The sequence below is a fragment of the Pseudomonas sp. FW305-7 genome (assembly GCF_058786735.1).
Map to the genome: position 1 here is coordinate 80,777 of NZ_JBYSZA010000004.1, position 24,589 is coordinate 105,365.

23 protein-coding genes are annotated in these 24,589 nt (G+C 59.5%); 9 read left to right on the forward strand and 14 right to left on the reverse strand.

Annotation, left to right across the window (positions count from 1 at the left end; genetic code table 11):
• Positions 1 to 40 precede the first annotated feature (40 nt).
• The 4 genes from AC3WMT_RS07250 to AC3WMT_RS07265 all read left to right on the forward strand — a co-directional run bounded on the left by AC3WMT_RS07250 (position 41) and on the right by AC3WMT_RS07265 (position 1,790).
• Positions 41 to 493 carry an Ohr family peroxiredoxin gene (locus AC3WMT_RS07250; protein WP_103303530.1) on the forward strand — a complete coding sequence of 151 codons (453 nt, stop codon included), beginning with the start codon at positions 41 to 43 and terminating at the stop codon, positions 491 to 493.
• A gap of 184 nt (positions 494 to 677) precedes the next feature.
• Entirely contained in the window at positions 678 to 1,133 is a 456-nt protein-coding gene (locus AC3WMT_RS07255; protein ID WP_103303529.1) for a MarR family winged helix-turn-helix transcriptional regulator, read from the forward strand.
• A gap of 88 nt (positions 1,134 to 1,221) precedes the next feature.
• Entirely contained in the window at positions 1,222 to 1,596 is a 375-nt protein-coding gene (locus tag AC3WMT_RS07260; protein ID WP_103303528.1) for a hypothetical protein, read from the forward strand.
• Entirely contained in the window at positions 1,593 to 1,790 is a 198-nt protein-coding gene (locus tag AC3WMT_RS07265) for a helix-turn-helix transcriptional regulator (RefSeq protein ID WP_103303527.1), read from the forward strand. Before AC3WMT_RS07260 ends, AC3WMT_RS07265 begins: the two co-directional genes overlap by 4 nt.
• 59 nt (positions 1,791 to 1,849) lie before the next feature.
• Here the strand turns inward: AC3WMT_RS07265 and AC3WMT_RS07270 are convergent, their stop codons facing one another.
• Together AC3WMT_RS07270 and AC3WMT_RS07275 are read right to left on the reverse strand one after the other, a co-directional pair.
• Complete coding sequence (locus AC3WMT_RS07270; RefSeq protein ID WP_103303526.1) at positions 1,850 to 2,359, reverse strand: DUF2846 domain-containing protein; 510 nt, start codon at positions 2,357 to 2,359, stop codon at positions 1,850 to 1,852.
• Positions 2,360 to 2,415: 56 nt separating this feature from the next.
• A complete protein-coding gene (locus AC3WMT_RS07275; protein WP_103303525.1) occupies positions 2,416 to 3,015 on the reverse strand; it encodes a hypothetical protein in 600 nt (199 codons plus the stop codon).
• A 380-nt stretch (positions 3,016 to 3,395) separates the two neighbouring features.
• Here AC3WMT_RS07275 and AC3WMT_RS07280 point away from each other — a divergent pair, with 380 nt between their 5' ends.
• Positions 3,396 to 5,627 carry an LTA synthase family protein gene (locus AC3WMT_RS07280; RefSeq protein WP_177431382.1) on the forward strand — a complete coding sequence of 744 codons (2,232 nt, stop codon included), beginning with the start codon at positions 3,396 to 3,398 and terminating at the stop codon, positions 5,625 to 5,627.
• Between the two features lie 71 nt (positions 5,628 to 5,698).
• Here the strand turns inward: AC3WMT_RS07280 and AC3WMT_RS07285 are convergent, their stop codons facing one another.
• Positions 5,699 to 7,735 carry a TonB-dependent receptor gene (locus AC3WMT_RS07285; protein ID WP_103303523.1) on the reverse strand — a complete coding sequence of 679 codons (2,037 nt, stop codon included), beginning with the start codon at positions 7,733 to 7,735 and terminating at the stop codon, positions 5,699 to 5,701.
• Between the two features lie 337 nt (positions 7,736 to 8,072).
• Here AC3WMT_RS07285 and katG point away from each other — a divergent pair, with 337 nt between their 5' ends.
• A complete protein-coding gene (gene katG / locus AC3WMT_RS07290; RefSeq protein WP_103303522.1) occupies positions 8,073 to 10,343 on the forward strand; it encodes a catalase/peroxidase HPI in 2,271 nt (756 codons plus the stop codon).
• Between the two features lie 121 nt (positions 10,344 to 10,464).
• Here katG and pepN read toward each other — a convergent pair whose 3' ends face one another.
• From pepN to AC3WMT_RS07330, 8 genes are all read right to left on the reverse strand, one after another.
• Positions 10,465 to 13,122 (reverse strand): aminopeptidase N, encoded by a 2,658-nt coding sequence (pepN, locus tag AC3WMT_RS07295; RefSeq protein ID WP_103303521.1) that lies wholly within the window; start codon positions 13,120 to 13,122, stop codon positions 10,465 to 10,467.
• A gap of 10 nt (positions 13,123 to 13,132) precedes the next feature.
• Positions 13,133 to 13,963, reverse strand: coding sequence for a DUF2797 domain-containing protein (locus AC3WMT_RS07300; protein WP_103303520.1), 831 nt, complete (start codon positions 13,961 to 13,963; stop codon positions 13,133 to 13,135).
• Positions 13,960 to 14,220: a YeaC family protein gene (locus AC3WMT_RS07305; protein WP_103303519.1), complete on the reverse strand. Its 261-nt coding sequence runs from the start codon at positions 14,218 to 14,220 to the stop codon at positions 13,960 to 13,962. Before AC3WMT_RS07305 ends, AC3WMT_RS07300 begins: the two co-directional genes overlap by 4 nt.
• Before the next feature lie 107 nt (positions 14,221 to 14,327).
• Complete coding sequence (locus tag AC3WMT_RS07310; RefSeq protein WP_103303518.1) at positions 14,328 to 15,251, reverse strand: tetratricopeptide repeat protein; 924 nt, start codon at positions 15,249 to 15,251, stop codon at positions 14,328 to 14,330.
• Positions 15,251 to 15,736 (reverse strand): hypothetical protein, encoded by a 486-nt coding sequence (locus AC3WMT_RS07315; protein WP_103303517.1) that lies wholly within the window; start codon positions 15,734 to 15,736, stop codon positions 15,251 to 15,253. Before AC3WMT_RS07315 ends, AC3WMT_RS07310 begins: the two co-directional genes overlap by 1 nt.
• Positions 15,736 to 17,085 (reverse strand): ATP-binding protein, encoded by a 1,350-nt coding sequence (locus AC3WMT_RS07320; RefSeq protein WP_103303516.1) that lies wholly within the window; start codon positions 17,083 to 17,085, stop codon positions 15,736 to 15,738. Before AC3WMT_RS07320 ends, AC3WMT_RS07315 begins: the two co-directional genes overlap by 1 nt.
• 57 nt (positions 17,086 to 17,142) lie before the next feature.
• Positions 17,143 to 18,117: a metallophosphoesterase gene (locus tag AC3WMT_RS07325; RefSeq protein WP_371919307.1), complete on the reverse strand. Its 975-nt coding sequence runs from the start codon at positions 18,115 to 18,117 to the stop codon at positions 17,143 to 17,145.
• Positions 18,114 to 19,004, reverse strand: coding sequence for an NAD(+) kinase (locus AC3WMT_RS07330; protein ID WP_003224174.1), 891 nt, complete (start codon positions 19,002 to 19,004; stop codon positions 18,114 to 18,116). Before AC3WMT_RS07330 ends, AC3WMT_RS07325 begins: the two co-directional genes overlap by 4 nt.
• A 115-nt stretch (positions 19,005 to 19,119) precedes the next feature.
• On the opposite strand from AC3WMT_RS07330, the gene AC3WMT_RS07335 reads away from it, so the two are divergent.
• Positions 19,120 to 20,070: a DUF1853 family protein gene (locus tag AC3WMT_RS07335; RefSeq protein WP_103303514.1), complete on the forward strand. Its 951-nt coding sequence runs from the start codon at positions 19,120 to 19,122 to the stop codon at positions 20,068 to 20,070.
• A 545-nt stretch (positions 20,071 to 20,615) separates the two neighbouring features.
• On the opposite strand, the gene AC3WMT_RS07340 is transcribed toward AC3WMT_RS07335, so the two are convergent.
• A complete protein-coding gene (locus AC3WMT_RS07340) occupies positions 20,616 to 21,899 on the reverse strand; it encodes an arsenic transporter (protein WP_103303513.1) in 1,284 nt (427 codons plus the stop codon).
• Between the two features lie 156 nt (positions 21,900 to 22,055).
• On the reverse strand, positions 22,056 to 22,613 hold the full coding sequence (locus AC3WMT_RS07345) for an NADPH-dependent FMN reductase (protein WP_103303511.1): 558 nt from the start codon (positions 22,611 to 22,613) through the stop codon (positions 22,056 to 22,058).
• Between the two features lie 183 nt (positions 22,614 to 22,796).
• On the opposite strand from AC3WMT_RS07345, the gene AC3WMT_RS07350 reads away from it, so the two are divergent.
• Together AC3WMT_RS07350 and AC3WMT_RS07355 are read left to right on the forward strand one after the other, a co-directional pair.
• Entirely contained in the window at positions 22,797 to 23,027 is a 231-nt protein-coding gene (locus AC3WMT_RS07350) for a hypothetical protein (protein ID WP_103303510.1), read from the forward strand.
• 85 nt (positions 23,028 to 23,112) lie between these two features.
• Entirely contained in the window at positions 23,113 to 24,006 is an 894-nt protein-coding gene (locus tag AC3WMT_RS07355; RefSeq protein ID WP_103303509.1) for a LysR family transcriptional regulator, read from the forward strand.
• Here AC3WMT_RS07355 and AC3WMT_RS07360 read toward each other — a convergent pair.
• On the reverse strand, positions 23,972 to 24,586 hold the full coding sequence (locus AC3WMT_RS07360) for a GNAT family N-acetyltransferase (protein ID WP_103303508.1): 615 nt from the start codon (positions 24,584 to 24,586) through the stop codon (positions 23,972 to 23,974). The genes AC3WMT_RS07355 and AC3WMT_RS07360 overlap by 35 nt on opposite strands.
• Positions 24,587 to 24,589: the final 3 nt, after the last annotated feature.

The following is a 24,589-nucleotide window of genomic DNA, read 5'->3' on the forward strand; positions in this document are numbered from 1 at the left end:
CGATAATAAACCAACTATTATGTCTTTGAGGATTAATCCCATGAGCAAGATCGAAAAAGTACTCGCCACCGGAAAAACCCACACCACAGCTGCCAGCGCCGGCCTCACCTCCCGTGGTCACAACGGCAACCTCGACATTCAATTGTCCTCGCCGGGCAGCGCAAAACCGGCTCATGTGTTTGCCAACGCCCTGCCTCATCCCACCGCCGAGCAACTGTTTGCCGGTGCCTGGTCCGCCTGCTACACCGCTGCGGTCGGGCTGGTCGCCAACGACCTCAATGTGGTGTTGCCTGCCGACATGTCGGTGGACATCGAGGTCGACCTTGGCCAGACCGGCCCGGCCTACTTCCTTCAGGCTCGCCTGACCCTGCGCGTACCGGGCATTGCCGAAGACATCGCGAAAAACCTCGCGCACACCGCCGACCAGATCTGCCCCTACTCAAAAGCCACGCGCGGCAACATTGATGTGGCGTTGACTGTCATCACCGCGTGATTTTATCCAAATATATATATCGCATGCGATATAAGCGCATAGGATAAATAAGCAATCGGTTCGCTCTGTTGTACAGGGCGAACCGATTGGGTCGATGGTGACACCCAACACTCCCGATACAATCGCATCCGACGTATAGTTCGCCGCATACGTTTCAACGGTTCAACAGACCACGAGGATGAACATGAAAAACACCCAGGCCCCCACCGATCTCAAACTCAGCGACTTCCTGTGCTTTGCCGTTTACTCGACCAACCTGGCGTTTGGCAAAGCCTACAAACCGATCCTCGAAAAACTCGGCCTCACCTATACCCAGTACATCACCGTTGTCGCACTCTGGGAGCAAGACGACCAGACCGTCGGCAGCCTTGGCGAGAAGCTGTTCCTGGAATCCAACACGCTCACGCCGATCCTGAAAAAACTCGAAGCCATGGGCTACCTGCAACGTCAGCGCGATCCGGCAGACGAGCGTCAGGTGCGCATCAGCCTGACCCAGAGCGGCAAGGATCTGCGCAACGTCTCCTCAGGCAGCAGTCTGTTTGAAGCGACCGGACTGACCGTGGACGAGTTCACCCAGATGCAGCAATCGATCGTCAAATTGCGCAACAACCTGATCAAGTCGATGAATGCCGACGATTAAACAGTCTGCAGAATTTATGGAAAGCAGGCTTTACATCAGAAAAATCATCAGCGACTATGTAAAGGGTCTTTTACAAAGGAAGTGCAGCATGAACCGCTATTACCTCGAATTGGGCGCAGCCCTGATCCTTTACATGCTGGTGCTGACTGCATCGCTGATCGCCTCGCAGTATCTGATGGAGGCCAACATTGTTCTGCGCTCAGCCGTCGCGGTGACGCCGATGATTCCGGCCGGATTGATGTGCTGGGCGATCGTGCGCAACATGCGGCGCATGGACGAAATGCACCTGCGCATCCAGTTCGAAGCGCTGGGTTTCGCCTTCGCCGCCTCGGCCCTGCTGACCTTCAGCTACGGTTTCCTGGAAAACGTCGGTGCCCCGCATATTCCGTGGACATGCGTCTGGCCAGTGATGGGCTTGATGTGGATCCTCGGCCTGCAAATCGCCCGACGCCGCTACCAATGAAAAATCGCCTGAAGGAACTGCGCGCCGAACGCAAATGGTCACAGGTCGACCTGGCTGAACGGCTTAACGTGTCACGCCAGACAATCAATGCGATTGAAAACGAACGCTACGATCCGAGCCTGCCGCTGGCGTTTCAGATCGCCCGGGCGTTCGAGATGCCGATTGAAAGCATCTTTGATGATGGGCTGAACTGACGTGAACCGCGTGGCGAGATTTGACCAATCATCGCCACTCGGTACCACGGCTGAAAAGGTTACCTGACGGCCACCGGCACCTGCTGACACCATTTGATCGAACGCAACGCTTCCTCCTCCGGCACTAGCGCATAACGGAAAAAGAAATGCGCCCCCGAGTAGTAGGCGTCGTTCAACTCACCCAGCGTCTGTTCATCACTGAAGGCTTGCGAGCTGGTCTGATCGGCAATGAAGTAGGTTTTGCCGTTCTCGACGTTCAGGTCGAAACGCTTGTTGACGCTGCTGCTGACAAAAGGCGGCGACGTCGACTCAATGCTGTAGCGCCCGGCCGGCAGGCTCGTTTTGAAATACCCGCCCGACGGTAAAACCCCGACGTCTTTTCCATTGACCTTGATCGTGGGCGTCACAAAGTACCCGACCGACGCGGCCGTGCGATAGAAATACAGCGTTGCCTGATCCGGCTGCGCTTGTTCCACGGCACTGAAGAATGGCTGGCCCTTCAAGTCGGGTCCGGTGTTACATCCGCCGAGCAGGATCAGGCTGGCCCAGAGCAGTATGGTGCGGCTCATCAATGTTTTTCCTTGAGCGAAAAGCGGTGGCAGGACAGCAAGAGCGAACGCATGCATCAGAACATGCAAAGTCCTTTGCCCGAGTCTTTGGCGTCAGAAGTTGGCCAGGGTTTGAAAGCGCTTTCAGCGGTCAGGTTGTAAATCGTGCGGTTTTGCAGAACTGCATACTTGCGTTTGAGGCCTTCAACCGTTTTCTCAGCGTTATCGACGTTGGACAGGCAGAACGTCAGGGCATTGGCGTAAAGGTCGCCGATGTACAGTGTCTGACCGGCCTTCACCTCAAATACCACCGGAGTCGGGCGTGCGAGCGCATTACCCAGGTAATACTGGTAGCGCCAGTCGGTGAACTGATAACGCCCTGGTGGCACTTCGTACATGAACAAGTGCCCGAGCAGATTGGCGGAAGGCTGATCGTCTTCGCTATACAGCGTCTGCAACGTGATCGACGCGTTCGGCTCGTTCAATTGTCTGATTTCGACCGTCAGCCCATGCGGTTGCGTCAGATAACCTTCGGTAATCGAACCCACAATCAGCGCCTTGGCCGGATCCGGTGGCCGGGTACCGTCATAGCGCGCAGTCGAGCATCCATTCAATACGGTGAGACACAGAGTGATAGCGCCCCAATGAGCGAATGAGGTGAAAACTTTCCGTAGCATTTTTGATTTCCGAGTCTGACAACTGATTCATGCCGTGCGCCGTATCGATGGTTTGCGGCGCACGTGTAGATCACTGGTATCGCCCGGTGAGCGGCATTCTTGAGCGGCGCGCGTGCCATTGCCTCGGCCGTACACCCGTTCCAACCTTTGTTGGCGGGATTACCCGGCTTCAACGGCCAGATAAACAGTCTGAAACAATAAAGCGCCTGCACCGATTCGCCTGCCGCCTATGGCCTGATCGTCTGACACGAACGCCTGTCAAGGCTCCAGCACCTTTTCCCCGGTTCCAGGGCCGTCTGACAACAGATCACCCGTGTGTTTAAAAAGGCGATCAGACAGCTCTCCCTTGGTATCATCGCGCACACTTTTTTGACGGTTTAATGACTGGAAGGTCTTTTTTTGTGAGTGCTTTCTTGAACGGCTTGCGACATCCGCGTGCCCGCCTCTATTCCCTGATTTTTCTGCTGTTGATCGTGCCGGTGTGCCTGCGTGCAGCACTCGGTTGGTCGACACCGTTGGGTTATCTGTCGGATCTGGCCATCGGCAGCTCGCTGGTCATTCTGCTGCATCGCCGTGCGTGGTGGCTGGCATTGCCGGTGCTGTTGTTCTGGGGCCTGTTGGCAGTGGCGACGGCGGAACTGGTCAGCGCCGTCGGCCGACTGCCGAGCCCGGCCGATCTGCATTACCTGTTCGATCCGCAATTTGTCGAAAACTCCACCGGCGGTGGGCTGGCGCATCCAGGTGTGGGCGTCACGTTGTTGCTGGCGCTGCTGGTCTGGTTGCTAACCCAGTTTGCCGGACGCGGCATCGCCCGCCCGGCCCTGCCTCGCGCATTGTGGGCGGCGCCGCTGGCGCTGTTCGCCGCGCACTGGGGCGCACAGAATTTGTGGCCGAGCGAGGAAGATCCGTGGCGAGCGTACAACCTGCCCCATCAATTGCTGGCCACTCAGGTCGCCGATGTGCAGATTCAGGCCGAGGAATGGCTGGACGGTGATGTCGAAGAAGTCGCGCCATCCATGGCCGGCCTTACCGACGTCGATCTCGATGGTCACAAGCTGCTGACTGCGCCAGGTCAGGCGCGCAACGTTTTGGTCATCGCCCTGGAAGGCATTCCCGGTGCCTACATCCGCGCCAATCGCGAGGCCATCGGCAGCCATTATCAGGAAGACCTGATGCCCAGACTCAGCCGTTGGGCCGAGCGCGGCATGAACACCCCGGACTACGTCCTGCATACACACCAGACCATTCGCGGTCTGTACGCCATGCTCTGCGGTGATTACGACAAACTGAACAACGGCACGCCCAAAGGCGTGGAAATGCTCACCCAGAAGGAGCGCAATCAGGCCTGTCTGCCGGCGCAATTGCGCGAACACGGCTTCAGCACCCACTATCTGCAGGGCGCCGGCCTGCGCTTCATGGCCAAAGACAAAATCATGCCGCACATCGGTTTCGATGCGACTCATGGCCTGGAGTGGTTCACCAACAGCAACTATCTGGAATTCCCGTGGGGCAAGGACGACAAGGCCTTCTTTGAAGGTGCCCTGGATTATGTCGGTCAACTGAAAAAGCAAAAGCAACCGTGGATGCTGACATTGTTGACGGTGGGCACCCATCAGCCCTACTCCGCGCCGGAAGATTATCTGCAGCGCTATGACACGCCGAAGCAGGCGGCTGTGGGTTATCTGGACGATGCACTGGATCAATTCCTCAGCGGACTTGAGCGCCAGGGTGTATTGAAAGACACCCTCGTGGTGATCACCTCGGATGAATCCCACGGCATCGACGGCGTGCGTCTGGCCTCTTCCTGGGGTTTCAACCTGACATTGGCACCTGAACATGAGCAACTGCCGCGACTCAATGCCGGGGTGTATGGCCATGTCGATCTGAGCACGTCGATCCTCGACTACTTCGACCTGCCGGTGCCTACCGCGCTGAGCGGTCGCTCACTGTTTCGCGACTACGATTCCGGGCGCGAGATCATGTCCTTCACCAACGGCAAACTGCGCTATCACGACGGCAAGGGAATTTTTTCCGAATGTGACATGCCGCGCCGCTGCCGCTATTACGAAAGCACCGGTTTTATCGCCGAGAGCGCCACGTTCAAAGGCACCTACAGCGGTCAGCGCGCTCGCCAGATCGCAGCCCGCGCCACGGCACTCGACCTGTCGCTGCTGCGCACCCCGCTCAATCATCGTTATCAGTTCGGCAGCAACAACATCATCCCGTTGCAAGCGCAGATCATCGACGATTGGGCCGACAACCTGATCGGCGCGCAATACCTGGAAATGCCCAAGGGCTCGCACACCCGCGTACGCCTGACCGTGCGCTCGGTGGATCCGCAGCAAGCGGCGTTCATTCAACTCAAGGCCAAGGAATTCGAACAGGACGTGCAACTGGGCTTGCCGGCGGAAATGATCGCCACCGCCGATCAGCCGCTGGAGATGGATTTCAGCTTCGAAAACCCGCTACCGCGCAAAGCCTTTTCGTTCCATCTGCTGGGTTATGGCCTCGGAGCCGTCGAGGTCACGGATTTCAGCGTGATCACGGAATTGCCAGGCCAGGAAGACACGCTCGACGACGTGCCGGAAGACGAAGCCGCACAGTCCACCTGATTACCCGCCCCTCTTGATTGTTCCCACGCTCGGCGCGGGAACGACCAAATTCCTGCATGGGGGGGAGTGATTTAGAACGTGGTGCGCAATCCCACCTGAATGCTCCGTCCTTGTGCCGGCGCAACGTCGCGAAGGATCGAACTGGCGTAGCGCACGGTTTGGTTGGTCAGGTTATCGGCATCGACGAAAGCCAGCCATTTGCTCTGACCGACGTCAAAGTGATAACCGACATTGGCACCCAGCGTGGTGTAGCCATCCGTGCTGCTGTCATTGGCCGGCACACGATGCTGCGAACTGGCGTGTTCAAGGTCGATCCGCGCCTGCCAACGATCCAGCTCCCATAGCAAACCACTGTTCAAGCGTAGCGGCGCGATGCGCGGCAAATCCTCGCCGTTATTCAGGTTCTTCGCGCGGGTGTAATCACCGGACAACTCCAGGGCAAACTTGCCGTAGGCAGTCTCGCCAAGACTCCAGCGATCCTGAGCTTCGATGCCACTGAAGCGCGCACGCACACCCGAGTAAGCGTATTCAGGAATGCCGCCGCTATCCTCCTCGCTTTCTTCATTCAGCGTTCGGCCCGTACCGAGCAAGCCGATGTAGTTGGAAAAGTGGCTGTAGAACACACCGACACTGCCCTTGTGCGTGCCGTTGTCGAAACGCAGAGCGAGGTCGCTGGAGACGGCTTTCTCTTTCGACAGCCCGGCGTCGCCGACTTCATAAGTGCCGGTCGCGACATGCGCACCGTTGGCGTACAACTCGTAAAACGTCGGCGCACGCTCGGTATAACCGACGGTGGCGGCAACCGACCAAACCGGCGTCAGCGTGTACACCGCACCGGACGACAGGCTGCCGGCGGTGAAACTGCTCGAACGGTCGGCATTGGCGAAACGCTCGTTGCCCTTGGCATCCGGGTCAACCGTAGTGTGCTCAAGCCGTCCACCGAGCGTGAACAACAGTCGCTCGGTGGCTTGCAGCTCCTCAAGAATGAACAGTGCACCGGCATTCGTATCGGTCTGCGGCACAAACGCTTCTTCACCCAAAGCCGAAAACTCGTTGCGGCTGACCTGTGCGCCGATCACCCCTTCGACTGGCCCCAGCGGCTGATGCCGGGCCTCGACCCGCGCCTCGTAACCCTTGTTCTTGAACGTCGTGCCGACCTCACCGCCCTCAATTTCCCGATGTTGATAATCGGTGTAGCCGGCATCGAATTTGATTGAACTGAACGGCCCGTCGAGATTGCGTATCTGCGAGGCAAAGGCGTAATGCTCCTGCTCCATGCGGATGCGCACGTCGTCTTCGGCGGGCGAGCCGTAATTGGAGTCGTAATTGCTGTACGAAAGGCCAGCATAGCCGTCATCCCAGGTGTACGAACCGCCGACTGCACCGCCGTCCTGACGACCGTCACTATTGGCCAGACGATGCTTGCGTGAATCACCATCATCGTTGGCGCGCTCAGCGCCGGTTTTCGCGTAACCGGGAATTTTCAGATCATTGAACTCCCGAGCACTGGCGTCCAGGTGCAGGGCGAACTCACCGTTACCCGCCTCGAGTTTGCCGGCGCTGCTGCGGGTGGTATCGGCGCCGCCATAACGCAGCTCGCCAGCGCCATGGATACCGTCGATGGCTTCGGTGGGAATGCGATTATCGAAGGTGTTGACCACCCCGCCGATGGCGCTGCCTCCGTAAAGCAACGCCGCCGGGCCACGGATGATTTCAATGCGTTCAACGTTGACCGGGTCCAGCGGCACAGCGTGATCGTAAGACAACGACGAAGCATCCAGCGCGCCGACACCGTTGCGCAGGATGCGAATCCGGTCACCGTCCTGACCACGAATGATCGGACGACTGGCCCCCGGGCCGAAATACGACGATGACACGCCGGGCTGTTTGTTCAGGGTTTCACCGAGGCTGCCCTTCTGTGCCAGCGTGAGGTCATCGCCACTGAGCACTGTCGCCGGTGAGGCCAGCATCTGGCTGCCCAAGGGATTGCCGGTAATCACTTGCGGTTGCAATTCGAGGGCGTCAGCAGCGAATACCGGTGAAGCGAGCAGCAGCGCGGCGGCCAAGGGAGTCAGTCGTCGTTGCAGGGGCTGGGAACGGGCAGGCATTTCAGAACTTCCGTGAGCAGAAAAGTGAGCATCGCTGCCAGCGTCTTGCACACGACACTGGCAGAAACAGAATGAAACGAATTTCATGTTATACAATAACATTTCATCCTGTCATTACGATTTTGACTTTTTGCGTGTCACCAAACGCTCAAGGACGCGGATTTCAACTTCTGAGGAAACGCCTAAGGCATAGGCGCCAGTCGCGAAAAAATCCTGAAAGACTGCGCCTATCAGCCCCCAATAGTCGGGCTATTAGCTGACTCATCCAGTCGGGTCTAGCCTTACTAGTCCGAAGTCGGCACGAGCCGGCCGTAGCAGACCTGATAAGGACCCGAACATGGCTAACGAATCGAAATGCCCGTTCAACCACGCCGCCGGTGGTGGTACGACGAACCGTGACTGGTGGCCGAATCAACTCAACCTGAAAATCCTGAGTCAGCACTCGCCCAAGTCCGATCCGTTGGGCAAGGACTTCGACTACGCCAAAGCTTTCAAGAGCCTGGATTTTCAGGCGCTGAAACAAGACCTGCGCGCGCTGATGACCGACTCCCAGGACTGGTGGCCGGCCGACTTCGGGCACTACGGCCCGCTCTTCATCCGCATGGCCTGGCACAGTGCCGGCACCTATCGCACGGCCGATGGCCGTGGTGGCGCGGGGTCCGGACAGCAACGTTTCGCCCCGCTCAACAGTTGGCCGGACAACGTCAGCCTCGACAAGGCCCGCCGTCTGCTGTGGCCGATCAAGCAGAAATATGGCCGCAATATTTCCTGGGCTGACCTGATTGTGCTCACCGGTAACGTCGCGCTGGAATCGATGGGCTTCAAGACTTTCGGTTTCTCTGGCGGTCGTCCCGACGTCTGGGAACCGGACGAAGACGTGTACTGGGGTTCGGAACACGAATGGCTGGGCGGCGACAGCCGTTACGGCAAAGACAAGTCCGCCATGCAGGAGCCCGGCGACGGTACGCTGGTGGCTGAACCGGATTTGCATGGCAAAGAAGAAAGCCGCACCGATCAGGGCGAGCGCAATCTGGAAAACCCGCTCGCCGCTGTGCAGATGGGCCTGATTTACGTGAACCCGGAAGGTCCCGAAGGCAACCCGGACCCGGTAGCCTCGGCCCGCGATATCCGCGAAACCTTCGGCCGCATGGCCATGAATGATGAGGAAACCGTAGCGCTGATTGCCGGCGGTCACGCCTTCGGCAAGACTCACGGCGCGGGCCCTGCCGATAACGTCGGCGCAGAGCCGGAAGCCGCCGGGCTTGAAGAGCAAGGCCTGGGCTGGAGAAACGCCTTCGGCACCGGCAAGGGCGCAGACACCATCACCAGCGGCCTCGAAGTGACCTGGACCACCACACCAACCCAATGGAGCAACAACTATCTGGAAAACCTGTTCGGCTTCGAGTGGGAACTGACCAAAAGCCCGGCGGGGGCGCATCAGTGGAAACCGAAGAACGGCGCCGGTGCAGGGACGATTCCTCACGCTCACGATCCGAACAAACGCATTGACCCGACCATGCTCACGTCTGACCTGGCGCTGCGTTTTGACCCGGCCTACGAGCAGATCTCCCGGCGCTTTCTGGCCAATCCCGATCAACTGGCCGACGCCTTCGCCCGCGCCTGGTACAAACTGATCCACCGCGACATGGGCCCGCTGTCCCGCTACCTCGGCCCGGAACTGCCTAACGAAGAACTGCTGTGGCAGGACCCGATTCCAGAGGTCACTCATCCACTGATCGACGAGAGCGACGCTGCCGCGCTGAAAAGCAAAATCCTTGCCTCGGGGCTTTCGGTGTCGCAATTGGTTTCAACCACTTGGGCCGCCGTTTCAACTTTCCGTGGGTCGGACAAACGTGGCGGCGCCAACGGTGGCCGGTTACGTCTGGCACCGCAGAAATTCTGGCAAGCCAACCAGCCCGAACAACTGGCCAAAGTGCTGCAAACCCTTGAAGGCATTCAGGGCGAGTTCAATAGCGGCGCCTCCGGCAAGAAAGTCTCGCTGGCGGATCTGATTGTGCTGGCGGGCAATGCCGGGATAGAGAAAGCGGCGCAAAACGCCGGTCACTCGGTGACGGTGCCGTTTACGCCGGGGCGTGCGGATGCCTCGCAGGAGCAAACCGATGTTGATTCGTTTGGTTTTCTGGAACCGATTGCCGATGGTTTCCGCAATTACAGCAAGGGCAAATACCGGGTTTCAGCGGAGGCGCTGTTGATCGACAAGGCGCAACTACTGACCCTCTCCGCGCCGGAGATGACCGTGCTGCTGGGTGGCTTGCGCGTGTTGAATACCAATGTCGGGGGAACCCGTCATGGTGTGTTCACCTCGCAAACCGAAGCGTTGACCAACGACTTCTTCACCAACCTGCTGGATATGGGCGTGGAGTGGAAGCCGACTTCAAGGGATGCCGATGAGTTTGAAGGCCGCGACCGTAAAACCGGTAGCGTGAAGTGGACGGCGACGCGGGTTGATCTGGTGTTCGGTTCCAATGCGCAATTAAGGGCGCTGGCCGAGGTGTATGCCAGTTCGGATGCCAAGGAGCAGTTCGTCAAGGACTTCGTGGCGGCCTGGACGAAAGTGACCAACCTGGATCGATTTGATTTGAAGTAACGCAAAATAACTGTGGGAGCGGGCTTGCCCGCGATGACGGCAGCAGATTCAACATCACTGTTGACTGATAGACCGCTATCGCTGGCAAGCCAGCTCCCACAGGGCTTGGTGTTAAAACACCTTAGGCCAGGCTCTTGCTGACGACCTCATACACATCACTCGACAGCTGCCCCGAAGCCAGAATCCGCTCCAGCTCACCCTTCATCAACGCCTGCCGCGCACCATCATATTTGCGCCAGCGAGTCAGCGGCGCCAATTGGCGCGAAGCGATCTGCGGGTTGAAGCCGTTCAGCTCGATCACCAGATCCGCGAGGAAGCGATAACCGGAACCATCCGCCGCGTGGAAGTTGATCAGGTTCTGCCCGGCAAATGCACCGACCAGCGCACGCACCTTGTTCGGGTTCTTGATGTTGAACGCCGGGTGCTGCATCAACGCTTTCACGCGCTCCAGACCGCCGGGCAAGGTGCTGCCGGCCTGCACGCTGAACCATTGATCCATGACCAGCGGGTTGTCCTTGAAGTGCTCGGCGAAACTCGCCAGCGCCAATGCTTTCTGCTCTTCGAACGGCGAGTTGACCAACACCGCCAGCGCCGTCAGGCGCTCGGTCATGTTGTCGGCCGTTTCGAATTGCTCCAGCGCCGCTGCCAGCACTTGCGGCTTGCCGCTGAGCATCAGGTACGACAGCGCAATGTTCTGCAACGCGCGACGGGCGAAGTGCTCGGCCTCGGCTACGTACGGCGTCTGCTTCGACAGGTCGCGGTTGGCCTGATAACGCAGCCACAGCGCTTCGAACAGATTGTCCGCCAGTTGCTTGCGGGCGAACTCGCGAGCGATATGGATGGCGTCGACGTCCGCCACTTCGCTGATTTCGGTGAGGTACGCCTCGCCCGGCAGCGAAAGCATCTCGGCAACCATCGCCTGATCCAGCGACTCGTCCGACAGAACCGTACGCAGCGCCGACACCAGCCGTGGATCGAGCACCAGGCTCTCGCCCTTCTGCTGCTGGGCGATCAGCTCTTGCAGCACCTGCACCGACAGTTGCTGACCGGCATCCCAGCGGTTGAAACCGTCGCTGTCGTGCTGCATCAGGAACATCAACTGATCGCGGTTGTACGGGAAGCTCAGTTTCACCGGCGCCGAGAAACCGCGCAGCAACGATGGCAGCGGCTGTTCGGCGATGTCGACGAAGGTGAAGGTCTGCTCGGCTTCAGTCACCGATATCACGCGCGTGGTGCCTTGGGCAGCGGCTTCGCCAGTCAGACGCAGGGCAATTTCGTTGCCTTTACTGTCGAGCAGGCCCAGTTCGACCGGGATCACGAACGGCAGTTTTTCAACCTTGTCCGGGGTCTCCGGGCAGCTCTGGCGGAAGGTCAGGCTGTAGGTTTTCGCCGCAGCGTCGTAAGACTCGCTCACTGCCAGACGCGGTGTGCCGGCCTGGCTGTACCAGCGCTTGAACTGGGTCAGGTCGACACCGTTGGCATCTTCCATGGCCTTGATGAAGTCGTCGCAGGTCACGGCTTGACCGTCATGGCGTTCGAAGTACAGATCGCTGCCTTTACGGAAGCCTTCGGCGCCGAGCAAGGTGTGGATCATGCCGACCACTTCCGAACCCTTTTCGTACACGGTCAGGGTGTAGAAGTTGGAAATTTCGATGAAGCTGTCCGGGCGCACGGCGTGGGCCATGGGACCTGCATCTTCGGCGAACTGGTGGGTACGCAGGTAGGCGACGTCCTGAATGCGCTTGACCGTGGCCGAGTTCATGTCGGCAGAGAAGCCGGAATCGCGGAACACGGTGAAGCCTTCCTTGAGCGACAGCTGGAACCAGTCGCGGCAGGTCACGCGGTTGCCCGACCAGTTGTGGAAATATTCGTGGGCGACGATCGCCTCGACCCGCTGATGCGCGGCGTCGGTGGCGGTTTCGGCGCGGGCCAGCACGGCGCTGGAGTTGAAGATATTGAGGCCCTTGTTCTCCATCGCGCCCATGTTGAAGTCGTTGACGGCGACGATCATGAAGATGTCCAGATCGTACTCGCGACCGTAGACCTCTTCGTCCCAGCGCATCGACTTCTTCAGGCTGTTCATCGCGTGCTGGCACTTGTCGATGTTTTCCGGCTCGACGTAGATGCGTAGCGCGACCGTGCGCTCGGTCATGGTGGTGAAGGTGTCTTCAACGCACCACAAATCACCGGCCACCAGCGCGAACAGGTACGCCGGTTTCATGAACGGGTCTTCCCACGTTGCCCAGTGCCGGCCGTCTTCACCCGGGCCTGAAGCAATCGGGTTGCCGTTGGAGAGCAGCACCGGATAGCTGTGCTGTTCGGCGACCACGGTGGTGGTGAACTTGCTCATCACGTCCGGGCGGTCGAGGTAATAGGTGATCTTGCGGAAGCCTTCGGCCTCGCACTGGGTGCAGAACATCGTGCCGGACTTGTACAGGCCTTCCAGCGCGGTGTTGGTTTCCGGGTGGATCCTGACGCTGGTGTCGACCGTAAAGGTTTCGCTGGTCGGTTGCAGGGTCAGATGGTTCTCGGACAACTGATAGTCGCCGTCAGCCAGTTCCTTATCGGCGAGGGTCACCGAGAGCAGTTCCACTTGCTGGCCGTCGAGCACCAGCGGCGGCAGGCCGGCGCCACGTGCCGGGTTGCGGCGCATCACCAGTTGCGCGTGGACCAGGCTGTGGTCCTCGAACAACTCGAAGGTCAGGTGTGTTTCATCGATCAGGTACTCGGGCGCCTGATAGTCCTTCAGGTAAATCATCTTCGGTTGTTCGGTGCGCATGCTGGAGTCCTTATTGATGCACGGCGAGCTGATAAGCCGTGTACTTACGAATATTGATCACGCCGGTGTCGAAGATCAGGTACTGACCCTTGATCCCCAGCAGCGTGCCTTCGGCAATCGGGTTCTTGTCCAGGTTGAAGCTGACGATTTTGGCCGGGTATTGCTCGACCGGATAGCGGATTTCGAGAGGTTCTACATCGGCAATCGTCTGAATCGCTTGTAGGCCGAATCGCTCTTGCAAGCCTTGCAGGCCTTCGGCGCAGCTTTCGAACAACTGATCGCGCACCTGTGCCAGATCCACCGCCACCGCATCGCCCTTGAGCAGTGCACGCCAGTTGGTCTTGTCGGCCACCTGACTGCGGAACAAGTCTTCAACGAAGCCCGACTGCTGACGCGTCGATACACGCATGATCGGCAAGGCCTGACTCGCACCCTGATCGAGCCAACGGGTCGGCAACTGGGTAGCACGCGTGATGCCGACCTTGATCCCTGACGAATTGGCCAGGTACACAACGTGATCGGTCATGCAGAACTGCTCGCCCCACAGCGGATCGCGGCAGGTGCCGGCGTCGTAGTGGCAGCGCTCCGGGCTCATGATGCACAGGTCGCACTGGGCCAGTTTGGTCATGCACGGGTAGCAGTAACCCTGGCTGAAACTGGTTTTGGTCTTGCGCCCGCAATGGGTGCAGTGAATCGCCCCCAGGTACTCCAGACGCACCGTGGTGCCGATCAATGGGTTGACCGGCACCTCGACGTCATCCAGACGAAACGCGTATTGCACATTCGGCCCGTCCAGGCGCGCCGACATTTTGCTGATTGCACCGCGGCCAATCTCGATCAATGGATGGCATCCGATTTGAACAGGATGTTCGGCACTTCGATCGACTTCGACGCACATTCTTGCGGGCCCATGTAACCGGTGCGCTGATCTTCAGGCAGGTTCTGGATTTCCCAGGCGATCATCGCCTGCAACGACAGTTCACGCTGCTCGGCGGTGAGCTTGCCACCGTCCGACCACTTGCCGATTTCCACGGCCAGTTTCAGGCTCTCGTAGATGTCCGGGGTGATGTTTTTGATCATTTGGGCAAAAGACGACATGTTTGAACACTCTCCAATGAATGTCGCTAGTTTAACGGCGCTGAAGCGGCAAGACACTGCCGGGCATCAGGTCAGCGAGCGGATCGCCGGGCGCAATGCCCGGCGTCCTAGAACTCCCTTGAAAGTTTTACCTGGGTCAGTTCTTTCTCCAGCGCACGCCGGAAAATCTGCGGAGCCGTGAAGGTATAAAGAGCAAACGCCAGCCAAACCCAGTCGATCACCTCGGCGGCACCGGGGTAGCCCTGTGCGGTGAGGGTGATCACGGTAACGCGATACACCACAAACATCGCCAGCAACAGAATGATGGCGCCGGTCGTACTGCGGTCGTTCATCCAGCTGTTGAACCGCCACCAGAGCCCCATGAACACATTGCTGCGCGCCTTCACGGCGGTCAGCAGGCTCAGCGCCGAGACATTGCTGGCGTTTTCCTGCAGGGCCCAGATCGCGTGTTCGCGTGCACCGTTGATATCGCCCTGACGCAGCAGCAAACGACCCAGTACCACCACGGCCCCGGCATGCCCGGGATCGGCCTGGAGTGCCTGTCGGGCAAAACTTTCGGCCTGCTGCCAATGGCCACAGGCCTGATGATATTCGGCCATCGCCACCAGATTGGCCGGATCGTCGGGGCCCAGCTCCAGCGCCTTTTCCAGCAGCGCCTGACTCTGCGCAAGGCGCCCGGTCAGTTGGAACAGATCCGCGAGACTGCGGTAGTAACGCGGCTCCGTCGGCTCCATGTCGAGCAACTGCAACAGGTGCTGTTCGGCACTCTTGAATTGCCGCGCAGCCATGTCGATATGCGCGGCGGCGTAATGCGCCAACGGCAACGCCGGGTCCATCGCCAACGCCATCGAGGCTTCGTGGCGCCCGGCATGCAGACGACGCATGTTGAGCAGACACAGCGCCAGCAAGGCGTGGGCTTCGGCACATTCCGGGTCATCGGCCAGCAACTGTCGCAGGCTGTCGATGGCGCCGTCGTTGTGGCCGGACTGCAACCGCTGATAAGCCACTTGCAGCAGATAAGAGGTATTCATCAGCTCACCACCAGATACCAAAGGGTCGCCGGCACCAGAGTGACCACGATTCCTTTGAGCAGGAAGGCGCCTGCGAGCGCGACCAGCGGCGCGAAGCGATTGAGCACGCCGCCATAATATTGATACAGCTCGATGGTCGAGTTCTGCAGGGTGTACAGCACGTAACCGATGCTCAGTTTCCACACCACCAGGACCAGCAAGGCGTACTGGATCTGTGCCTGAGTGCTCAGGTAGCCGTTGTTCAACAAGCTGATCAAGGCCAGGCCGAGGATCACGCTGCCCACGGCACCGACGCCAACCCAGATCCACTCACGCTTGCGCGTCGGGCTGCCCACGGCCACCGAGTTGAGCACGAACCACGGCAAACCCAGCCATAGCCCGCCCATCATCAGCGCCAGCAATGGCCAGAACGGCGACACGGCAAACCGCGCCAGGCCGCCCGGACGCGGTTCGTCTTCAATGCGGTAAATATTCTGGGTTCCCATCAGCGTCCCTTGCCATGTTTGTCGAGAAACGCCAGCACTTCGTCGTACTGATTGCCTTCGTTGGCATAACGCGCGTAGTTGCGGGCGGTGGTCAGCCATTCCAGCGTCGTCGCGCGGACTTCTTTCAAGGCTTGCTTGAAGTGGCGGTCGCAAATCGGCTGCTCGGCGCCTTCACTGATCGACTCCTCGATGGCTTCATCGGCGGCGGTTTCCACCAGCTCGCTGAGGTCCGCGCCGGAGAAGCCCGAGGTGTGTTTGGCAAGGAAAGCGAAATCGATATCAGCCGCCAGCGGACGGCCCTTGACCATCAGTTGCAGCATGTTTTCGCGGGCGGCACGATCCGGTGGCGGCACAAACAACACGCGGTCGAAGCGACCGGGACGGCGGAACGCCGAGTCCACCGACCACGGCACGTTGGTTGCCGCGAGGATCAGCACGCCATGATTGTCATGGGTGAAGCCATCCATTTCCGAGAGAAACTGGCTGACCAGTTTCGACGACGTCGACTCGCGGGTATTGGAGCGTTTGCCGCCCAGCGCCTCGACTTCATCGAAGAACATCACCGCCGGTGCCTGCGCCCGCGCCTGCTCGAACAAGGCGTGCAACTTGCGTTCGGACTCGCCGATGTACATGTCCAGCACGTCGGAAATCGCCACGTTGAAAAACTTCGCCTTACACTCGCCGGCGGTGGCTCGGGCCAGTAAGGTTTTGCCGCAGCCAGGCGGCCCGTACAGCAGCACACCGCCGCCGACGCGCTTGCGAAAGCGCTCGAACAACCCCGGCTTCTGGTACGGCAGGATGATCTTTTTATGGATGGTCTTTTTCAGATCGTCCAGGCCACCGATGTCGTTGAACGTCACGGTTTCGGTGTCTGGCACCAACAGTCGGCGCACTTCCGTCTGATCGGTGTCGTCGTTGGAGATCACCCGCAGTTTCGGCCGCCCTTCGCCAGCGGCAAAATCCACCACCGACACGTTCAAGCGGCGCCACAGCGCCATGTCTTCCAACGCCGGGTTGGCAGCGATGGCGGCGCGGTACTCGACCAACGCTTCCTTGAGGCGATCAAGGTCGGCCAGTGCCCGTGCGCGCAACAGTTGCAGATGGGCGCCCTCACCGCTCGCCAGGTTCAAGGCTTTTTCAGCCTGCCCGGCGCCCAGGTACAGCTGCGCGGCGATCGGCTTCAAAGCCTCGGCGTCCGGCAATTGGTGCAGGTCGGCGGGAAGCAGTTTGAGGCCGCGCTGGCTGTCATTGCGCTCAAGGCAGGCCTTGAGCACCAGCGTCAGCAACGCGACGTTTCCCGGCGAGGCCAGCAGCGCGGCCTCGAGTTGATCCAGCGTCGTGTCATCCATGGTGAATCCTTGTGACAGCCAGTTGCAGATTGAAATAGCAGAATGAGCAGACCGCGATCATTGCAGCACCTCCGGCCGCTCGACATCGACCCAGACGAATTTATGCGGATCGAGGCGGGTTTCCTGATCCAGGCGATAAGCAACCAGTTTGCCGTAGAGCACGGCGCTGTAATCCAGACAGGCGAGGTTCGGGCGGATCGGCGCCGGTTTGCCGCTGCGCCAGTAGTGCCCGACAAACAGCAACGGCTCGTCGACGCCGTAGCGCAGCAGCGAATTCTTTTCAGTGGAAGTCAGCGGGGTTTGCGCCACCGGCTCCGGCAATGCATCGGGCTGGAACACGATGTCGCCGTAGGTTTTCGGATCGTCTTCCCAGAACTTGGTGCGGAAGAACGACCGCACCAGACCGTCACCACTGATCATGGTCTGGCCATCGGGCAGGCGCATATCGGTGCCGCGCAACAAACGATCGAACACGGTGCAGGCAAAACTGCCGGGCACTGCCGAAGACTGCAGGAAATGCTCGTCGATGCAGCCATTCGGGAACAGCGCGCGCAACGGCTCGATCAGCCCGGCATCCCAGCAGGCGTGCACCACACGAAAACGCCCGGCATCGACAAACAGCGGCAACTGATAGAACCAGCGCTGAAAATCATGCCAATCGCCGGGATGGCCTTCGAACTGGGTCAGGGTTTCGTTGAGCAGACGCGCATGACGCGGCGTATGTTCACGCACGAATTGCTTGCCGCTACCCGGTGGCGCCGGAGTGCTCCAGCCGAGCGCGTTGAATTCGTGGTTGCCCATGATGCACAACGCCTGACCGGCCTCGACCATGTCGTGGACGATGTGCAACGCCTCGCGAATTCGCGGGCCACGGTCGATGATGTCGCCGACGAACACGGCCATGCGTGAAGGATGTCGCCAGACCCCGCCCTGCTTGTGATAACCGAGTCGGTCAAGCAAGTGTTCGAGGGTCAGGGCGCATCCGTGCACGTCACCGATCAAGTCATAACTGCGCGCGGGATCGAGCATCAGTCGCCTCCACCGCCCAGCTTGCTGCCCCAGCCAAGCTTGGTCCGGCAGACTTCGTAGTAGTTGTGGTCGAGCGGGTGAATCAACCGCAGCTTCTGGGCTTTCTTGCTGACGGTGATGGTGTCGCCCGGCGCGCAGGTGAAGTGGTTCTGCCCGTCGCAGGAGACCTGCGGGTAAATCTGCATGTTTTTCGACACGACGATTTTCAGCTCACTGTTGCCATCGACCACAATTGGCCTGCTCGACAACATATGGGGATACATCGGCACGATCACAATGGCATCGAGCTTGGGATGCATGATCGGCCCGCCGGCAGACAGTGCGTACGCAGTGGAACCGGTCGGCGTGGCGACGATCAGGCCGTCGGCCTTCTGGCTGCAGACGAACTGGCCGTCGATGTACAGCTCGAACTCGATCATTCGGGTCGACTTGCCGGGGTGCAGCACTACGTCGTTAAGCGCATCGCCCTGGCCGATGGCCTCGGCATGGCGGCGGACTTCGGCTTGCAGCAGGAAGCGGTTTTCCACCAGATAGTGGCCGTCGAGCACTTTGGCCACTTCGACTTCCAGCTCATCCGGGCGAATGTCGGTGAGAAAGCCGAGGCTGCCACGGTTGATGCCGAGCACCGGGATATTGTGCTTGGCCAGCGCCCGGGCGGCGCCGAGCAGGCTGCCGTCACCGCCGACGACGATGACCATGTCGCAGACTTCACCGAGCATCTTGCGCGACGAGGTTTGCAGGCCATGGCCCGGCAAGACTTCGGCGATGGTGTCTTCGAGGATCACATGCAGGTGACGATCGAGCAGAAAGCGTTTCAGTCGGCGGACGGTATCCAGCACCTGGGAACTGCCCAGGCGACCGATGATGCCGATATTACGAAATTGCTCCATGGGACCTCTGCGGACAATCGAAAACGCGAAAAACCCGATTATGGGCGAAAGCCGCCGTTAGACAAAATCCTTTCAGCCTCAAGGATGACCTCGTGTTTAAGGCTATGCTCGCAAGATGATCCTATTTCCCGAGCTGCTCTCGTTACCCCACCAATTACGCCATCCCGAAGTGCGCGATCTGGCGTGGGCCATCCTCGCCCCGCCGATGCTCGCCACCACCCCGTGGCCGCAACGTCATCCGCTGGCGGGCAGCGACTGGGTGGGCGATCCCGAGCGACTGGAACAATGGCTACGCCAACTCGATCGCGACAGCTACGGCCTGCTGCACTGGTTGTCCCAGGCACGCACCCGGCGCCTGGGCCTGTATTACGAGCGGCTGTGGCAGTTTGCCGTAGAGCACGCGCCGGGGATCGAACTGATAGCCGCCAACCTGCCGATCCGCCGCGAGGGCCACACACTCGGTGAACTGGACATGCTGCTGCGTGATCGCGACGGCGTGCATCACCTGGAACTGGCGATCAAGCTCTACCTCGGCCCGCAGAACGGCGATGGCCGCGACCCGGCGCAATGGCTGGGCCCGGGCTGCCATGATCGACTGGACCGCAAACTGGCGCATCTGGCCGAGCATCAACTGCCGATTTCGGCGCGCCTGGAAAGCCGCGAAGTCTTGGCGGCGCTGGATATCGAAGTATTCAGTGCGCAACTGTGGCTGGGCGGGTATTTGCTCTATCCATGGCCGGGCACGGCTGAATCACCGAGCGGCGCGCATCCACAGCATCTGCGCGGCAGCTGGCTGCATCAGAAAGACTGGCCAGCCTTCGTGACCCAGCGCCCGGCCGGCCGCTGGCAACCCCTGCCCCGCCACGCCTGGCTCGCGCCGGCGCACTACCCGGCGGATCAGGCCTGGGAGCAAGAGCACTTGCAGATGTGGCTGGATGCACTGGAGCCGCTGGCCCCGGCGCAATTGATGGTGCGCCTGACCGAGAATGCGCAGGGGGAATGGGAAGAGGCAGAGCGGCTATTCCTCGTTTCCGATCTCTGGCCGAACGTACCGGGCCAGGCCTGAAAGAATATTTTGCCAATACCGGCCTCTTCGCGAGCAGGCTCGCTCCTCTAGGGTATCGAGTACATCCGGTGGAAATTGGTCGGCTAACAGGCCGCCATCGCTGGCAAGCCAGCTCCCACAAAGAAATGATCACACCCAAAACGCGGCGCATGCCGCCCCACTCAACACAATGAGCGTTAGCTCGAGTACCGCTTTTGACCTTCACCACTCAACACAATGAGCGTTAGCTCGAGTACTGCCTTTGATCTTCACCACTCAACACAATGAGCGTTAGCTCGAGTACCGCCTTTGACCTTCACCACTCAACACAATGAGCGTTAGCTCGAGTACCGCTTTTGATCTTAAAAGGCCCGTCGGCAGGCTGAGCGGAGGGGTTCATCCGGGGAGGACATCGAGAGGAGGTGCAGCGAAGCAAACCGGAGGCGATGCCCCGGATGAACCCCGGAGCGAAGGAACCCGAGCCACAGCGAGGGCCGGACGTCAGGGTAAAGACCTTTGCTTACTTTGGGGCTTTTGCCAAAGTAAGTCGCCGCCAGGCGAAAGCGTTAAAAAGACAACCGCAAAGCCAAAGCCGCCAACGTCACCAACAACACCGGCACCGTCAAGACAATCCCGACCCTGAAGTAATATCCCCAGCCAATCCGGATCCCCTTACGCTCCAGCACATGCAGCCAAAGCAGAGTCGCCAGACTGCCAATCGGCGTGATCTTCGGCCCCAGATCGCTGCCAATCACGTTGGCATAGATCATCGCCTCCTTGATCACCCCGCTCGCCTGACTGGCATCAATCGACAGCAACCCGATCAGCACCGTCGGCAAATTGTTCATGATCGACGACAACAACGCCGTCAGCACCCCGGTCCCGAGCGCCGCGCCCCACACCCCATGCCCGGCAAAAACATCCAGCCACCCCGCCAGATACCCGGTCAGCCCGGCATTGCGCAGGCCATAGACCACCAGATACATGCCCAGCGAGAAAATCACGATCTGCCACGGCGCCTCTTTCATTACCTTGCGCGTGGAAATCTTGTGGCCACGGGCGGCGATACCCAGCAGCAACGCCGCGCACACGGCGGAAATCGCACTGATCGGAATACCCAGCGGCTCCAGCGCAAAACAACCAATCAACAAAATCGCCAACACCGCCCAACCGGCATAAAACGTGGCTTTGTCGTGGATGGCGGTTTCCGGATGTTCGAGCTGTTCAGGGTCGTAAGCAGCCGGAATGTCACGGCGAAAAAACCACAGCAGCATGCCCAGCGTCGCCGCAACACTGACGAAGTTGACCGGCACCATCACTGCCGCGTAGCGGTTGAAGCCGATATGAAAGAAATCCGCCGAGACGATGTTGACCAGGTTCGACACCACCAGCGGCAGACTCGCCGTATCAGCGATAAACCCTGCGCCCATGACAAACGCCAGCGTCGCCGCCGGCGAGAACCGCAGCGCCAGCAACATGGAAATAACAATCGGCGTGAGAATCAGCGCCGCGCCGTCATTGGCGAACAGCGCCGAGACCAATGCCCCGAGCAGCACCATAAAGGCAAACAACTTGCGCCCGCTGCCGCGCCCCCATCGCGCTACATGCAGCGCGGCCCAGGCAAAAAAACCGGCCTCGTCAAGCAGCAGGCTGATGATGATCAACGCGACGAAGGTACCAGTGGCATTCCAGATGATTTGCCACACCAGCGGAATATCGCTCAGGTGCACCACGCCGAAAATCAGCGCCAGCACGGCGCCCAACGTCGCACTCCAGCCGACGCCGAGGCCTTTGGGTTGCCAGATCACCAGGGTAATGGTCAGGAGGAAAATCAGTGACGCAGCAAGCATCCGCAACAGCCTTAAATTGAAATGGAGTAGTGAAGCCAACACAAAAAACTGTAGGAGTGAGCCTGCTCGCGATAGCGGACTGTCAGTTACCAATCAGTCGACTGATACACCGCTATCGCGAGCAGGCTCACTCCTACATCGTGTTCCGTGTTTGGCTTATTTTTTGTGGTGTTCTACGAATTGCCCATAAGCATCGATGAATTTTTGCAGGAAAGGTTTCACTGTCTCGCTCAATTTGCCCGCCTCATCAAACGCCGACCCCGCGCCGCCCAGATACGCTTCAGGCTGCTGCATGCATGGCACATCGAGAAACACAAACGACTGGCGCAAATGCTGGTTGGCGCCAAAACCGCCGATGGCACCCGGCGAAACACTGATCACCGCGCCCGGCTTGCCGCTCCAGACACTCTTGCCATAGGGCCGCGAACCGACGTCGATGGCATTCTTCAACGGTGCAGGCACGGAACGATTGTACTCGGGGGTTACAAACAGCACCGCGTCGGATGAACCCACTTTTTGCCGAAAAGTGCTGTAGGCTGCCGGCGGTGAATCGCCGTCGATGTCTTCGTTATAGAGTGGCAGATCGCCAATTTCGACAATCTCAAGCTTGAGGTTCGAGGGAGCCAGCTCGGCCAGTGCCAGAGCGACCTTGCGATTGATCGAAGCTTTGCGCAGGCTACCGACCACTACAGCGACGTTGTAGACATTGCTCATGGAAGACTCTCGATGGTCCGTGGGAGGAGCCACTAGTTATAGATGATTCGGTGACGATTCCACCAGCAGGCAAGGGAAATTCCCGCGTGCTGATTATTTTTTTCCTGTAGGAAAACTTACAGGCCTTGATGACGGTCTACCAAGCCGCAAATCAAGCGTTTTATCTCCAGAGGTTCTAAGCAGATGGCAGCAGTACTCGTCGGTCAGTTCCATGCAAGAGATGCGGAAGGCCGCGTTTATTCCGTGCATGAATTCCAGGAATCCAACCCGTCGGCAGACGGTTCCACTGGCTCGGAGCCTATTTACAAACTGGCCATTGGCGATCGCGTCAACAAGGTCAGCGACAACGAGTTTTTGCTGGTTCAGTCAGGCATTACTCTGGTTCGCGAACCTGAGCCAACCATCGCTTCATAACCCGGCGTTATGAGCTGAAGTCATATACGCAGACTTGGGGTAGGATTCAGCCACTGACCCCACCTGCTGAACATGGACTTCACGCATGCGTTTACGTCATATCGAAGTGATTCAGGCGCTCTTGCAGACCGGTCACCTGGGCACCGCCGCCGAATGGCTGCAATTGCCAGTGGCCGAAGTCGAAGAGCGTTTGCGCGAAGCCGAAAGTCAGTTGGGGTTCATGCTGTTCGCCAGCGTTCGCGGACGCTTGCAGGCGACCCCCGAGGCACGGGCGCTACAGATCGAAATCGCTCATGTCTATGAGGCGCTGGAGCCGGTGCAACGGCTGGCCGGCAGCCTCAAGCAATACCTCGCCCCGCCCGTCCGCATCATCGGCACCCCGCCGCTGGCTCAGCAATTGCTCCCGCAAAGTCTGGCTGCCCTGCGCCGACGCTTGCCCGACGCACCTTGCAGCCTGATCAGCGCAGCGACTCGCGACATCGTCCGCAGCCTGTTGTTGCGCGAGAGCGATCTGGGGCTGAGCCTGCACGATCCTGAACATCCCGACATCAATTGCCAGCCACTGGCCCAGGGCAAGCTGCAATTGCTCGCGCCCCACGGCTGGCTGCAACCGAAGCAGAAATACATTTCCCTGCAGGACCTGGCCGGGCAAGCGATGGTCGGCCTCGAAGGCCAGGACCCACTGAGCCCGGCGCTGGAAAACAAACTCCAGGCCCTGCGCCCGGCACCGAGCATCCAGACCCGGGTGCAAACCCACCAGATGATGCGCAGCATGGTCGAGGCCGGCGAAGGCCTGGCCATCGTCGACCCATTCACGGCCCTTGGCGCCCGCAGCGCAGGCCTCGATGTGTGCCCGTTGTCACCGGCCGTGCCGATCAGTGTCTACGCGCTGACCTTCAAACACGCACCCACCCCCGCAGCCATTCACACCCTGTTGGCGATCCTCACGGAACAAGCCGAGGCGATGCTGTCGAGTTGACGGCGTGTTCCAGCGGATTATCGAACAATCGATACCAGAACAGCGCCACTTCGGCGGTATTCGGGTCGATGCCGCGATAACGTAACTGGTCAATACCGCCGATCACGTAGCCACACCGTTCATACAACCGGCAGGCTCCGAGGTTATTGTTCTGGGTTTCCAGCATGATCCCCGGCAACTTCTTCTTGCGGCTCCAGAACTGTGCGACATCGAGCAACGCCTTGGCCACACCGTGACGACGTGCCGGCGCGTGCACGGCCAGTTCATCGATATGGGCAAAGCCGTTCCAGTTGGTGCTGATCACCAGATGGCCGACCGGCTCGTCATCGAGGTAAGCCATGAAAATCGCGCTGTCGGCGGCTTTATGGAAACTGCTGAATTCCTCGGGATCGATGCCGTAGCACTTGCGGTACGGCACGATCGGCGTCACCAGCCATTGCTCGACTGGCTTGCCGATCACCGCGGCACCATAAGCGCTGACTTCAAAACTGAAGTCGCTGCCCCAGATATAAGGCGCAAAACCTTCATCGGCGACCCGCACCGACAGCCCTGGGTATTTCGGATTCATGACCGGTTGCATACT

Excerpts from the sequence above, each read along its gene's own strand:
- AC3WMT_RS07250 (WP_103303530.1), top strand. The coding sequence starts at position 41 with ATGAGCAAGATCGAAAAAGTACTCGCCACCGGAAAAACCCACACCACA.
- AC3WMT_RS07255 (WP_103303529.1), top strand. The coding sequence starts at position 678 with ATGAAAAACACCCAGGCCCCCACCGATCTCAAACTCAGCGACTTCCTG.
- AC3WMT_RS07260 (WP_103303528.1), top strand. The coding sequence starts at position 1,222 with ATGAACCGCTATTACCTCGAATTGGGCGCAGCCCTGATCCTTTACATG.
- AC3WMT_RS07265 (WP_103303527.1), top strand. The coding sequence starts at position 1,593 with ATGAAAAATCGCCTGAAGGAACTGCGCGCCGAACGCAAATGGTCACAG.
- AC3WMT_RS07270 (WP_103303526.1), bottom strand. The coding sequence starts at position 2,359 with ATGAGCCGCACCATACTGCTCTGGGCCAGCCTGATCCTGCTCGGCGGA.
- AC3WMT_RS07275 (WP_103303525.1), bottom strand. The coding sequence starts at position 3,015 with ATGCTACGGAAAGTTTTCACCTCATTCGCTCATTGGGGCGCTATCACT.
- AC3WMT_RS07280 (WP_177431382.1), top strand. The coding sequence starts at position 3,396 with ATGACTGGAAGGTCTTTTTTTGTGAGTGCTTTCTTGAACGGCTTGCGA.
- AC3WMT_RS07285 (WP_103303523.1), bottom strand. The coding sequence starts at position 7,735 with ATGCCTGCCCGTTCCCAGCCCCTGCAACGACGACTGACTCCCTTGGCC.
- katG (WP_103303522.1), top strand. The coding sequence starts at position 8,073 with ATGGCTAACGAATCGAAATGCCCGTTCAACCACGCCGCCGGTGGTGGT.
- pepN (WP_103303521.1), bottom strand. The coding sequence starts at position 13,122 with ATGCGCACCGAACAACCGAAGATGATTTACCTGAAGGACTATCAGGCG.
- AC3WMT_RS07305 (WP_103303519.1), bottom strand. The coding sequence starts at position 14,220 with ATGTCGTCTTTTGCCCAAATGATCAAAAACATCACCCCGGACATCTAC.
- AC3WMT_RS07310 (WP_103303518.1), bottom strand. The coding sequence starts at position 15,251 with ATGAATACCTCTTATCTGCTGCAAGTGGCTTATCAGCGGTTGCAGTCC.
- AC3WMT_RS07315 (WP_103303517.1), bottom strand. The coding sequence starts at position 15,736 with ATGGGAACCCAGAATATTTACCGCATTGAAGACGAACCGCGTCCGGGC.
- AC3WMT_RS07320 (WP_103303516.1), bottom strand. The coding sequence starts at position 17,085 with ATGGATGACACGACGCTGGATCAACTCGAGGCCGCGCTGCTGGCCTCG.
- AC3WMT_RS07330 (WP_003224174.1), bottom strand. The coding sequence starts at position 19,004 with ATGGAGCAATTTCGTAATATCGGCATCATCGGTCGCCTGGGCAGTTCC.
- AC3WMT_RS07335 (WP_103303514.1), top strand. The coding sequence starts at position 19,120 with ATGATCCTATTTCCCGAGCTGCTCTCGTTACCCCACCAATTACGCCAT.
- AC3WMT_RS07340 (WP_103303513.1), bottom strand. The coding sequence starts at position 21,899 with ATGCTTGCTGCGTCACTGATTTTCCTCCTGACCATTACCCTGGTGATC.
- AC3WMT_RS07345 (WP_103303511.1), bottom strand. The coding sequence starts at position 22,613 with ATGAGCAATGTCTACAACGTCGCTGTAGTGGTCGGTAGCCTGCGCAAA.
- AC3WMT_RS07350 (WP_103303510.1), top strand. The coding sequence starts at position 22,797 with ATGGCAGCAGTACTCGTCGGTCAGTTCCATGCAAGAGATGCGGAAGGC.
- AC3WMT_RS07355 (WP_103303509.1), top strand. The coding sequence starts at position 23,113 with ATGCGTTTACGTCATATCGAAGTGATTCAGGCGCTCTTGCAGACCGGT.
- AC3WMT_RS07360 (WP_103303508.1), bottom strand. The coding sequence starts at position 24,586 with ATGCAACCGGTCATGAATCCGAAATACCCAGGGCTGTCGGTGCGGGTC.